At 63.3% G+C, this 12,132-nt stretch carries 15 protein-coding genes; 12 read left to right on the plus strand and 3 right to left on the minus strand.

Going from position 1 to position 12,132, the window contains the following annotated elements; genetic code table 11:
• Both GXP34_00315 and GXP34_00320 read right to left on the minus strand, forming a co-directional pair.
• A partial coding sequence (locus GXP34_00315; GenBank protein NOY54417.1) for a hypothetical protein occupies positions 1 to 497 on the minus strand: 497 nt, incomplete at its 3' end.
• Between the two features lie 153 nt (positions 498 to 650).
• Positions 651 to 1,781, minus strand: coding sequence for an aspartate--ammonia ligase (locus GXP34_00320; protein ID NOY54418.1), 1,131 nt, complete (start codon positions 1,779 to 1,781; stop codon positions 651 to 653).
• 286 nt (positions 1,782 to 2,067) lie between these two features.
• Here GXP34_00320 and GXP34_00325 point away from each other — a divergent pair, with 286 nt between their 5' ends.
• The 8 genes from GXP34_00325 to GXP34_00360 all read left to right on the plus strand — a co-directional run bounded on the left by GXP34_00325 (position 2,068) and on the right by GXP34_00360 (position 7,982).
• The gene (locus GXP34_00325) at positions 2,068 to 2,961 is read left to right on the plus strand and encodes an alpha/beta fold hydrolase (GenBank protein ID NOY54419.1); all 894 of its coding nucleotides are present in this window, start codon (positions 2,068 to 2,070) and stop codon (positions 2,959 to 2,961) included.
• 141 nt (positions 2,962 to 3,102) lie between these two features.
• Complete coding sequence (locus tag GXP34_00330) at positions 3,103 to 4,107, plus strand: hypothetical protein (protein ID NOY54420.1); 1,005 nt, start codon at positions 3,103 to 3,105, stop codon at positions 4,105 to 4,107.
• A gap of 27 nt (positions 4,108 to 4,134) precedes the next feature.
• The gene (locus tag GXP34_00335) at positions 4,135 to 4,488 is read left to right on the plus strand and encodes a CrcB family protein (protein ID NOY54421.1); all 354 of its coding nucleotides are present in this window, start codon (positions 4,135 to 4,137) and stop codon (positions 4,486 to 4,488) included.
• The gene (locus GXP34_00340; protein ID NOY54422.1) at positions 4,485 to 4,850 is read left to right on the plus strand and encodes a hypothetical protein; all 366 of its coding nucleotides are present in this window, start codon (positions 4,485 to 4,487) and stop codon (positions 4,848 to 4,850) included. Before GXP34_00335 ends, GXP34_00340 begins: the two co-directional genes overlap by 4 nt.
• 13 nt (positions 4,851 to 4,863) lie before the next feature.
• A complete protein-coding gene (locus GXP34_00345; protein NOY54423.1) occupies positions 4,864 to 5,202 on the plus strand; it encodes a DUF190 domain-containing protein in 339 nt (112 codons plus the stop codon).
• A 119-nt stretch (positions 5,203 to 5,321) separates the two neighbouring features.
• Positions 5,322 to 6,428 (plus strand): peptidoglycan DD-metalloendopeptidase family protein, encoded by a 1,107-nt coding sequence (locus tag GXP34_00350; GenBank protein NOY54424.1) that lies wholly within the window; start codon positions 5,322 to 5,324, stop codon positions 6,426 to 6,428.
• Entirely contained in the window at positions 6,428 to 6,952 is a 525-nt protein-coding gene (locus GXP34_00355) for a hypothetical protein (GenBank protein NOY54425.1), read from the plus strand. The genes GXP34_00350 and GXP34_00355 overlap by 1 nt, the downstream gene beginning before the upstream one ends.
• Positions 6,953 to 7,037: 85 nt before the next feature.
• A complete protein-coding gene (locus GXP34_00360; GenBank protein NOY54426.1) occupies positions 7,038 to 7,982 on the plus strand; it encodes an asparaginase in 945 nt (314 codons plus the stop codon).
• Positions 7,983 to 8,382: 400 nt separating this feature from the next.
• Here the strand turns inward: GXP34_00360 and GXP34_00365 are convergent, their stop codons facing one another.
• The gene (locus tag GXP34_00365) at positions 8,383 to 9,276 is read right to left on the minus strand and encodes a hypothetical protein (GenBank protein ID NOY54427.1); all 894 of its coding nucleotides are present in this window, start codon (positions 9,274 to 9,276) and stop codon (positions 8,383 to 8,385) included.
• A 118-nt stretch (positions 9,277 to 9,394) separates the two neighbouring features.
• On the opposite strand from GXP34_00365, the gene GXP34_00370 reads away from it, so the two are divergent.
• From GXP34_00370 to GXP34_00385, 4 genes are all read left to right on the plus strand, one after another.
• Complete coding sequence (locus GXP34_00370; GenBank protein NOY54428.1) at positions 9,395 to 10,201, plus strand: SAM-dependent chlorinase/fluorinase; 807 nt, start codon at positions 9,395 to 9,397, stop codon at positions 10,199 to 10,201.
• Positions 10,202 to 10,526: 325 nt separating this feature from the next.
• Positions 10,527 to 11,015: a hypothetical protein gene (locus GXP34_00375; protein ID NOY54429.1), complete on the plus strand. Its 489-nt coding sequence runs from the start codon at positions 10,527 to 10,529 to the stop codon at positions 11,013 to 11,015.
• A complete protein-coding gene (locus GXP34_00380; protein NOY54430.1) occupies positions 11,005 to 11,628 on the plus strand; it encodes a cytochrome B6 in 624 nt (207 codons plus the stop codon). Before GXP34_00375 ends, GXP34_00380 begins: the two co-directional genes overlap by 11 nt.
• A 9-nt stretch (positions 11,629 to 11,637) precedes the next feature.
• On the plus strand, positions 11,638 to 12,132 hold a 495-nt coding region (locus GXP34_00385), incomplete at its 3' end, for a hypothetical protein (protein NOY54431.1).

The raw sequence follows: 12,132 nt of genomic DNA on the forward strand, positions 1-12,132 counted from the left end.
GACGACCAGTCGTCTGTGCTCTGGGCCGGCAGCAGCACCGACATCGCCACCCGTGCACCGTCGGGTCCGGCGGCCAGCGACAGAGGCTCCACCTGCGGATGCTCCCAGATCACGGTGCGTTCCCCATCGAGGGTGATCGACCACAACGTGGTGCCGTCATCGTGCAACAACGCCCCGACCGGTACCCGACCCCCGGGCCACGATAACCCGGCCAGCGGACCCACCGGCTCCTGCACGACCGTCGTCGACGTCGTCGCGGTAGGTGTCGCGGTCGTGGTGGACGAGGCAAGGGTCGTCGAGGGAGCGGGTGTTGTCGTCGTGGACGGCAAAGGGGCCGTCGAGATTGGCGGTTGGGTGGCCGGGCTGCACGCAGCGGCCACGACCAGCATCCCCACCAGCGCTCCCCAAGGCATCACGAATGGCGCCTCTTGGCCTCGACGGCCAACCGACCGGGATCGACGGAAGAGGCTGCCGATGAACACGGTGACGCGTCGCATCGTGCACCTCCATTCATGTGATGGAACGGCCCTGGTGTCGTTCCACCTACAACGTACTACGGCACGGAAGGGCGTCAAAAGGGAAAGTCTGTCCCGGTCTCTGCTCACCCGAGGCCGCACCCCGCGGGGTGAGCATTGACGAGACCGTCCGTTCTACTCCAGCACGACGATGTTCCGCTTCGCGCACATGTCCTTGAGGATCTGGGGCCAGACCGTGACACTGACCTCTCCGAGGTGTGCCTTGCGCAGCAGGTACATGTAGGTTCGTGACTGACCGATCCCTCCACCGATCGAGAGGGGGATCTCATCGTTGAGGATCGCCTGGTGGTAGGGCAGCTTCAGAAACTCCGTCTGGCCGGTCATCCCCAGTTGTTGCACCAACGTCTCCTTGGTCACCCTGATCCCCATCGAGGTCAGTTCATGCCGGCGTCGTGTGACGGGATTCCACACGAGGATGTCCCCGTTGAGCCCGTGCATCGGGCGTCCGTCCGCCGACACGGTGGGAGTGATCCAGTCGTCGTAGTCGGCGGCCCGCATCTCGTGCGGATAGCCGTCCGCGAGCGTCCAGCCGATCCCGTAGATGAAGATGGCCGGATACTCCTGCAGGATCGCGGTCTCGCGCTGCTTGCGGGGCAGCTCCGGGTACCTGTCGAGGATGTCCTCGGCATGCAAGAACGTCAGTTCCCGCGGTATCGGTGGATAGCGGTCATCTCGCAACTGTGGCCACTGCTCCAAGAGAAGGTCGTTCGCACCGACGAGGACGCTCCAGATTCTCTTGACCACATCGGTGAGGAACGCGAGGTTGCGTTGGCCGGCGGTGATGACTCGTTCCCAGTCCCACTGGTCGACGTATGCGCTGTGATCGTGGTCCAGGAAGTAGTCCTTGCGGACGGCCTTCATGTCGGTGAGGAGGCCCTCACCCGGGCCCATCCCGAACTGCTGCAGCGCCACCCGCTTCCACTTGGTGGCCGCCTGGACCACCTGGGCGTCGATGGGATGCCGATCGTGATCATTCGAGATGTGGAACTGGACCGGCGTTCGAGATCCGTCCCGATCGAGCATGTCGTTCACGCCACTCTTGACATCCACGATCAGGGGCACCTGCACCATCATCAAGTTCAGTTCCTTGCTCAGGTTGTCTTCGATGTACTGCTTGGCAGCAAAGAGGGCGGCCATGGTCTCCTTCGGTGTGAGGGAAGGCCGATAGTCGGTGGGCAGGATCTTCTCGACTTCCTCGTACGTGCCGATCCCGGGTCCGGCGAGGTCTGCGGTCTTGTCGCTCATGACACCTCCTGCGTCATGTCTCACGCTACGCCAGATGGCAGGCAGGCCGCGATGCCGGGACCGCCCTTCTTCACCGGTGCTTCTTCGACGGAGACCACACACGATGGCGTCGTAGGGGCGAGGACGTGGCGAACGATGGGGTGGCAGAAGGGCGGAGGCTCCCCGATGCGGCGCTCGATAGTGATTTGACCCCGGAATCCGTTCTTGCGTGAACCGGCTGCCTTGGCCGCGGTCCGCTCATGCAAGTTTCGTGCGGAGGCTGGTGCCGGCGGTACGGTCAGGCGCGATGGAACGGTTTGTCGCCCCCGCGTTGCCCGACTGGCTCGACACGATGGTGCCGTTCGACCGGTACATGGTCGATATCGGCGAGCACCGGTTTCACGTCATGGAGATCGGTGAAGGCCGACCGGTGCTGTGTGTTCACGGCAACCCGACGTGGGGATTCCTATACCGGAAGGTCGCCGCTGCGCTGACCGGTGACCCGGTTCGCGTCATCATGCCGGACTTGATCGGTCTCGGGTTCTCTGACCATCCACGCGACCCTGACGTGCATACGCTCGAGAACCACACCGAGTGGTTGGGACGACTCGTCGATCTGCTCGACCTCACCGATGTGACCTTGGTCGTTCAGGATTGGGGCGGCGCGATCGGCACAGGTGCGTTCTCGAAGCGCCCTGACCGTCTCGCCGGCCTGGTCGCACTCAACACGGTGCTGAGCGAACCGAAACTCGGCTTCACACCGACCTGGTTCCACCGCTTCAGCCGTATGCCGGTGATCAGCGACCTCGCCTTCCGGCTGGTGGGATTCCCACAGGTGCGCCTTGCGATGGTGCAAGGCGACAAGTCCTCCATCACCGGTGACGTGTCGCGGGCCTACCGCTACCCGTTGCGGTCCCGCGTAGGGAATCAGGCGCCGCTCGCCCTGGCGCGCATGGTCCCGAACTCGATGAAGCACCCTTCCGTCGACCCGCTACGCCGTGTCGGCGAATTCGTCCGTGCCTACGACGGGCCTGCGGCGATCGTTTGGGGAGACCGAGATCCGGTCCTGGGCAGGGCCCGCAATCACGTTGCCTCGATGCTGCCACAGGCCGAGGTCACTCGGACCGCCGCCGGACACTTCCTGCAAGAAGAGGTTCCGCAGGAGATCGCAGCCGCCATTCGCCGGGTCACTCTGATCTGACCAGAGGCGGCCCCGGTCTCATCAATGCCGGCAGGACTATGTGCGGCCGGCATTGATGACACGTGTGTTGTACTCCAGCATGGCGACCGATGAAGTGACAGAAGGGCGAAGGTTCTCCGGCGCGGCGCTAGCCTGGCGGCAATGGCACACGTTCGTCTGTTCGCCGGCCTTCGGGAGCTCGCGGGAACTCCGGTCGTGGACATTCCCGGGTCGACCGTCGAGGAGGTTCTCACTCTTGTGACCGATCGCTATGGGAGTGACTTTCGGAGGGGTCTCGCACATGCGCGCATCTGGGTGAACGGAGACCCTGCCGAAGGCGATCGTGTCGTGGGGCCGGAAGACGAAGTGGCGCTACTGCCTCCGGTCTCCGGTGGGGCGGCGCTCGCGCCGGAGGTGAAGGTCCTTGCGTCGTTTGCTGCCGCCATCGTCTTACTGGTCGCCAACGCCATCGACAATCCGGTCTGGTTCGTTGCGGCTCTTGTCGGTGTCGGCGGAGCCTGGGCCTGGGATATCAGCGAGCATGGTGTGACGAGTGGAAGCGCCATGCGGGTTCCGCTGTTGGTGGCCGTGCTTGCCGGAGCGGTCATCCCGTACGCCTGGAACGTCGGGCGCGGGGATGCGGCAGGAATCGGGCTTGCCATTCTCATTGCGATCTTGGCCGTCATGGTCCAAGGGGTCATCGTTTCGGCGACGCGCGATTTCACGTCCATCGCCGTGGCACTCACCGCGGCGGTCATCGCCGCCGCAGGAATAGGCTCACTCGTCATCGCCCGGATAGCGACGACCTCTGGACAGAGATGGATCTGGATGTTCCTCTTGATGGTGATAGCGGGCAGAGGAGTGGCTGCTTTTCTGGTCGGCAGAGCATCTGTCCCCGCTCTGGATCCTCTGAGCGGTGGCGTGGTCGCGACCATCGTGATGGGCGTCGCCAGTGCCCTGCTGTGGGATCTCAATGGTTTCGCGGCGTTCCTCGTGGCCATTCTCGTCGCCATCGTGCTCATTGTCGGAGCAGCATTCGCGTCACTGCTGAGTACGAGAGAGGTCTACTTCACTCAGGCGATTCCGGGCGTGCTCTCCGATGTGGGCGCCGGATTGTTGGCTGCGATGGTGTTTCTTCCTGTGGCGCGGCTGCTGCTGCCGGTCTGAGCCGTGAGCGCCCATGACCGTCGCTCGGTGCGGACGCGCCGTCAACTGGCCGTGTTCATCGGGGGAGGTTTCGGTGCGGGGGCGAGGGCCGCCATCGCCTCACTTGTCTCGGGCACGCTTTGGGCAACCTTCGGCGTCAACATCGTTGGGGCGTACGCGTTGGGATACCTTCTCCCGAGACTGCGACTTGCCGGCCGTTCGAGGATGATCAGCCTCCCACTTCTCGGCGTCGGCTTTCTCGGTGCCTTCACAACGTTCTCGACGTTCGCAGTGCAGCTGTGGCACATGCCCCTCCTCCTGTCGGTTACCTACGCTGCCGCGACGGTTGCGTCCGGGGTGGTTGCAGGGGCGGTCGGGCTGCGCCAGGGGAGGGGACGATGATCTGGATCGCGATCGTACTGGCGGGAGGGTTCGGGGCTCTCGCACGGTATGAAATGATCGGGTTTGTTCAGCGGCGCGTACGTGATCCTCGGCCATGGGGGACATTCGTGGTCAACGTGAGCGGTGCCGCACTGCTCGGTTTTGTCGTTGGATCCGCTCCCGGCACCTGGTGGGCTCTGCCTGTGACGGCCGGCTTCCTCGGTGGGTACACGACGTTCTCGACATGGATGGTCGAGACGATCTACCTTGCTGAGAGCGGAGGCACTGCGGGGATCCGTTCAGGGATCTGGAATCTGGCTGGAACACTCGTGATCGGGGCCGGTGTGGCCGGCATCGGATTACTGGTGGGAATGATGATGTGAGGAGGAGAGGCAGATGGAGAACATCGAAGACGGCAGCCTGCTGAGGATATTCATCGGTGAATCCGATGAGTATGAGGGGAGACCGCTCTACGAGGCGATCGTGCTCATGCTTCGTCGCGAGGGGCTCGCCGGTGCGACCGTGTTTCGGGGGATCGAAGGGTTTGGTGCATCTTCGACGATTCACACCGCCAGGGTGTTGCGACTTTCGGAGGATCTTCCCATCGTGATCGAGTGTGTCGATCGCCGACCGGTCATAACGCGTGTCCTGCCGATCCTCGATGAGATGGTGACCGAAGGCCTCGTGACCGTGGAGAAGGCGGACGTGCGAATCTACCGGGGAAGGGAGGAGTAACTGCCGGCCCGCGACGATCCGGTGCGTGGAGCAGGTGACGATCCGAGAGTCTTGGGGGGACGTCGGCGCTCCTGAAGGAGCTTCACGGAACCCGAAACCCGCTGTACGCTCATACCGTCATGCAATGGCTGCGGGTTCGACGTGCCCTGCTCATGTTCGCTCTCATCTTCGTTTGGCTGCTGTCCACGGCCCTTCCGGCCCTGTCGGTGACCAAAGCGGAGCGCGATGCCGCCTGCGCCGACTCGAAGGCGGCCCAACAACTCTTGGAGGAAGCTCGCGCCAGGGCCAACGATGCCGAGGATCGCTACGACGCCGTCAACCAGGAGCTGGAGCAGGTGGCGCTGCGGGTATTCCAGTTTCGGGAACGGATCGACGACAAGACCACGCTTATTGGGGAGATTCGTGGCCAGGTCATGGACCGAGCCGTCGAGATGTACATGAACGGCGGCTCGCCAGGAACCGAGGCCGTTCTGTTTGCCACTTCGGTCGACGCTGCACTCACCGGACAGGAGTTCCTTTCGATCATAACCGCAGAAGACGTCTCGTCGATCGACCAACTCGATGCCCTCAAGCGTGACCTGGAGCGCACCCGAAGTGATTGGCAAGCGGAGCAGGCACGACTCACCCTCCTCGACCAGAAGTCGGCCGCGGCGGCCGAGGAGATGAACTCGATCATGGAGGATCAGGCGGCGGCTTCCGCAGAGTTGAGCACCAAGTGCCGCGCTGTCGACCTGAAGTACCGGCAGGAGCAGGCACGGGCTGCCGCCCTGGCCGCCGCTCGCAAGAAGGGGGCTGCAGGTGGGGTTCCGGCCTCGGCCACGCCTGGATTCATCTGCCCGATGGACCCGGCGACGGTGCATTTCCGCGACACATGGGGTGCTCCCCGTTCGGGAGGCAGGACCCACAAAGGCACGGACATCTTCGCTCCGAAGGGACAACCCGTCGTCGCCGTTGCCGATGGAACGGTGCGTGTCTATACCAACAGGCTCGGAGGCAAGTCCGTGTGGGTCTACGCAACGTACGGGATCGATTTCTACTATGCGCATCTCAGCGGCTGGGCTGCAGGCCTCAAGACCGGTGACCGCGTGACGAAAGGTCAGATAGTCGGCTATAACGGCAACAGCGGGAACGCATACGGAGGAGCGACACACGTGCATTTCCAACTTCATCCGGGGGGTGGCTCTCCTGTCAACCCATATCAAACCTTGAAAAGGGCGTGCGGCTGATGACCGAATACCGTCGCCGCATCGACACCGTTCTCGATCCGTCCTATGTGGCGGACGTGCAGTCCGTCGACTTGGCAGAGCTGCGTTCCCGGAAGAAGGTTGCAGACGAAGTCGAGACCGAGTTGTCGTACTACCGCAGGTTGCTGCACGGAAGACTGGACATCCTCGCGTTCGAGCTTCGGCGCCGGTCCGGGGAAGAGACGCGATCTCTGATCGAGGCGCTTCCGGACGTTCTCGGCGCCGGAGAGACGACGCAAGGTGGCCGCACCAGGTTTCCGACGGTCTTTGCACCGGACCTTCCAGACACTCGTCGGCGGCACATCGATCATGTGCTCGGTGACGATTTCCTTTCGAGGCTGCCGGCTATCGGCGACGATGAACTGGGCGACATTCGCGAATCCCTGACAGAGGCCGAGATCCACATCTCATCGAGCCGGAGGGCGGTCCAGAGGGTCGTGGATACTCTCCGCATCGAGCTCGTGCGGCGCTACAAAGACGACACGGCCGATCTTACGATCCTCTAGTGCGTGCATCCACACCGGGGGAGCCTCGCGAAAAGCGAGCCATCTGCAGGACGACCCCGACATGTGACGCGAACACGGCGGGGCTTTGACGGTGCTCGCCGACGTCGTCCGCTCCGGCCTCGTGGAGTCGACCCACGACGGTGCCATCGCAGCCGTGACCGCGGAAGGAACGGTGCTCGCCTTCAGCGGCGACATCGACCGGGTCTTCTTTCTTCGCTCGGCGGCGAAGCCATTCCAAGCAACCGTATCCCAAGAGCTGGGAGCCGACCTCGTTCCGGAACAGATGGCCGTGGCTTGTGCAAGCCATCGCGGCCATCCTGTCCATGTGGCGATCGTCAGGTCGATGCTCGCCGGGGTCGGGCTCGACGAGTCTGCGCTGCAATGTCCTCCTTCGTGGCCCTCGTCTGTCGCGGCTCGTGACCAGGTCGTCGCGGCCGGCTATCGGCAGCCGGAGCGCGTATGGCACAACTGCTCGGGGAAGCATGCGGCGATGTTGCGTGTCTGCATCGCCCAGAGCTGGCCGATCGAGACCTACCTCGACCCCGAGCATCCGCTGCAGCGCAGGATCCTCGAGCTGATGGCCGATGTCCTCGGACATGATCCAGGACCGGTGGGGATCGACGGCTGTGGTGCGCCGGTCTTTCGCGGGAGTGTCAGAAGTCTCGCCCGTGCCTACGCGATGCTTGGATCGCAGGATCGCCTGGCGTACGCATGGGACGTGATGCACCGATACCCGGCTCTCACCTATGACCAGGGCTTGGCGCCGTCACTGATCGCCACCTGGCTGAATGCGGCGGCAAAGGTCGGTGCCGAGGGAATCCTTGGTGTTTCGATCCGCGATCAGATGGGTCTCGCCGTGAAATCCTGGGACGGTTCATTACGACCGACAGGCCCTGCCACGGTCGCGCTCCTCGAGCACCTGGGGTTCATCAGCCGGAACATCGCACGTGCGCTCGAGTCCGTGGCAGTGCCGGTGCGGGGAGGCGGCCACACCGTCGGGAGCGTCGTGGCTCGCGAAAACTGGGCTTGAAATAGTTGTCGACATGCCCTGTGGATAGGACCCTGTGGATCTGTGGAAAACACACGGAATGCGGTCTGAACAATGGCCAGTTGAGATCAATAGACAGCAATAAGATGCCGATTCTGGGCAAAACGAGGTCCTTGACTGGCCTGGAGCGAATTCGTAGTGTCGACGGTGCGAGGCCCAAGGTGCCGAAGCATGATCGTTACCTGTCAAGGGGAAGTGCGGGGACGGTTTGTGGAGGTTCCTTGGGCCTCAGCGCGCGGCAGGCAACCCGGCGGGAGCCGCGACGCTTGCCCTCCGATCTTGGTACAACGCAGGGTGCGATACGGAACAGGAAGTACGGAGCATGGGCTCAGCGTACGGAACACGAAATACCGTCTCGGCCCACGAAGCACGGAGTACCGGCTCAGCGGTCTCCTATGCCGAACATCACTTCGCGCAGGTTGACGGGGGAAGCGTCGAAGGTTTCCGGGTCGATGCGCAAGGACGCCAGGCGGAGGCCTTTCATGCCGTCGGTCACGTTTGTGAGTACCAGCAGGCGACCCTCTTCATGCTTGAGGAGTCCCAGACCGAGACAGCGACCTCTGCCATCGTGCACTCCGACGAGTATGTCGTCGAGACGCTCGAGGTCGAGGCCGGTGGGCAGAGATGGGGCGAAGACCGTCGGGCGGACCTTCCAGCGGTGCAATGGCGGCGCAAATGCCCGAGCGAACTTCTGTGCTCGTAGAGCGGACCGTTCAACCGGTGAGGCCGGTGCGACGTCCGGATGAACTCCGACCACTCTGACGTCTGCAGAGAAGAACCGGCGGGCCATTCCGATGATCGGCTCGATTTCGCTACCGCGTTGCAGTGCCACCAAGACGTCGGGCCGGCACAGCTCCAGTTTGTGAAACTTGAGGGTCTGTCCGGTCACACCGGAGACGGCGCCGGTCGTGTCGATCACGATGAGATCCGCTTCCTCCCTCGCCTGGTCGACCAGCGTGGCCGTTGCGATGACCTCCTGGAGAACGAGGTGCTTGGGTGAGATCGACCCGACGAAACGGAGCTCGTCCGCCTCCTCGAGTGTTTCGAGGTCGGCCCGCTCGCGCAGCCACTTGAGACCCACACAGGCGGGAGGGCCGACCGTCGTCTGCCCAACGTCCGCGTCGATGTAGGCAGCTCGCTTCCCCGCACCGACCGCGCTCTCGAGGAAACGTCGAGCGAAGGAAGTCTTGCCCGTATCCGGAGCTCCGAGCAGCATCACGACACCCCCCTGTGCGGTGAGATCCTGGATGAGAAGATCGTGGGCTGTTTCGGGCATGGGCCGATGGTAGTGAGCGTTGTCGCATCCGAATCCGGAGTGCGGCCGATCCAAGAATCCTGGCCGTGCATACTCGCCTCGACTTGCGCGCCGGTCTCGGTCATTGGAGACTGTCCGCATGAGTTTGCCGATTTCGTTCCTCTCCGATTTCGGGTTGGACGACGAGTTCGTTGGAGTCGTGCACGGTGTCCTGGCGAAGCTGGCGCCGGAGAGCAGGGTCATCGATATCACCCACGGGATTCGACGGGGCGAGGTTCGAGCAGGCGCGCTCGCGCTGCTTCGCGCAATCCAGTATCTGCCCGAGGGCGTGATATTGGCCGTGGTCGATCCCGGCGTCGGGACAGAGCGAAGAGCGATCGCAGCCAGGACGCCATGGGGGTTCTTCGTAGGTCCGGACAACGGTCTCCTGTCTCCGGCAGTGGCGATGGTGGGTGGTGCCGACGTGATCGTCGCGATCGAGAACCCTGAAGTGATGATTCCGAGTCGAGGCGCAACGTTCGCAGGTCGCGATGTGCTTGCTCCGGCTGCGGGCCTGCTCGCTTCAGGAGAAGCAGGCCTGCTGGATCTCGGTCCCGAGGTCGATCCGGAGTCTGTCTTCCCCCTGCTGCTTCCATTGCCTGACACGGGGCCGAATTCGGTGCAAGGCGAAGCGTGGTGGATCGATCACTTCGGGAACGTTCAGACGAATGTGGGACCCGACGACTTGTACGGTCTGGGAGCATCGGAGGGCGACCATCTTGTGCTCATCGTTGGGAGCCGACGACACTCCGTCATTTGGGCGTCCACCTATGGGGACGTGCCGATTGGAGATGCGCTTCTACACACCGATTCCGGCGGCCTCATCTCGATCGCTGTCCGGGGGGCACGGGCAGACGAGCGATTCGGGCTTGCGGACGGGACACGGCTATCGATCTCAAAGGAGTAACGGCACTCCTCCGCAGACACGAAGATCCGCACGGAGTACGAAACACGAAGTGCGAAGGGAGCAGAGGGGGAACGGGCGACCGCCGCCGGGGCGGGCTGGGAGGCTTACCTTGTCAAAACCTTGGCTGAACGTGCCTAAGGTCTCGTGAGCGACGGTACGCCCCATTACCCCGCGAACATTGTGTCCGCATGAACGAATCACTTCCGTTCATACCGGCAGTATCGGCCGTTCGGGGGATTGCTTGAGCGTTTTTTCTCAGGACGCGGAGTGGTTTCGGGTGCTCAGGGTGTTGCGCGGTAGAGTACCGGCGAGGTGAGTGTGCACGATGTTGAGGCTTGGTGAGCAGAAGCCGCACCGGGGCCGTGGTCTCGTGACCGTCGTCTTCGGGGTTGTGCTGTTCGTCGTCGGGATGCTGGTCGCAGGGCCCTCCACTCCTGCGGCAACCGCCTCGCAAGCGGTGGCGGCCTCCATTGGGATCGCCGTGGTGCTCGGAGGGTCACTTCTCGTACTGCTGGGCGCTGCGCATCTTTGGGTGGTTGGTCACCCCATGACGTGGCCTCGAAGCCTGCTGGCTGCGGTTCTGGCCGTCGCGGCTCTGCTCCTCGGGTTCGTCGTGTTCCCTTCCTGGTGGCTTTCCTCGATGCGAGGCATCGACCCGAAGTGGGCAAAGGACCTGGTGTCGCTCCTCTACATCCTGGCGCTCTTCGCCACCATCGGACACCTGCTCAGAGAGCCTGTGGAAGGCGGACCCCGTACATCGGGCGTGTCCGCGTACGGCCGGACGCTTGTCAGGGGAGGCGGCAGTGGCCGATAAGCAGGCGCGCAACCATGTAGTGATCCTTCCCCCCGCCGAGGTGAAGCGGTACGCCTTGCGTTTCACCTATACGCTGGGTCTCGGTGGAATCAGCGTCGGGCTGGCAGGAGTGCTCGCGGTCACAGGGATCCTTCTGATGTTCGGATACCGACCCGCGCTTGCCACTGCGTTTGTGGACACGCATGCCCTTGCAGCCGGCGGCTATTCGTCGTTCCTGCGGAGTCTGCATCGCTGGTCCGCCTACCTGCTCATCATCTCTGTGTTTCTTCACATGGTGAGAGTCTTCTACCACGGCGCGTATCGGGGTGTGCGACGCACAAACTGGGTGATCGGCGTCCTGCTGCTGGCAGTCGTGGCCGCGATGGCCGTCAGCGGCAACATTCTTCCCTGGGATCAAAGGGCGATGGCGGTAGGGGCGGTTGTCGAGACGATCACACGCTCCGTCCCGCTCATCGGAGGCGCTCTCAAATCTGCACTCTTCGGCCCGACGCCGGATGCGATGCTCCTTCGTGCCTATGTGTTCCACGTCGTTCTGCTTCCGTTCGTTTTCCTCGTGCTCGCCGCCGTCCATCTGTGGAAGGTGCGCAGAGACGGCCTCTCTGGACCGGTGTAAGGAGCCGAAATGGTCGATATCCCCGATGAACTGCTTCGGCGCATTGCTTCGGCGAAAGCGAAGGCTCTTGGCGAACCGTATGAGGAGATCCCCGGAATCTCGGTAGGCGATGGAGAGCCGGTGGTCCTTCCGGATGGTGTCGAGCCGACTCCTGAAGTCCCGGAAACCATTCCCGAGGAATTACTCGAGCGGGAGGAGGCTTCGCGCGATGCGATTCTTGCCTCGTTGCCGCCGGCCCCGGTACGAAATGCCGTGCCGAAGAAGGTCGTAGCGAGGGCAAAACCTCGACAAGCGCCCGAAACTCCACAGCCGACGTTGGAACCGGCAGTGGAACCGGCGACGGAACCGGCAGTGGAACCGGCAGCCTCGCCACCGCCGGACGTCTCGGCGATCCCGGAGAAGTTGTTGCGTCGTTCTGCGGAGGCGAAGGCGAAGGCGCTTGGTGTCCCGTTGGAGCAGGTGTTGGCCGAGATGTTGGGATCTGCAGCCCCTGCTCCTGCGGCT

The sequence above is a fragment of the Actinomycetota bacterium genome (assembly GCA_013152275.1).
GTDB lineage: Bacteria > Actinomycetota > Acidimicrobiia > Spongiisociales > UBA4744 > BMS3Bbin01.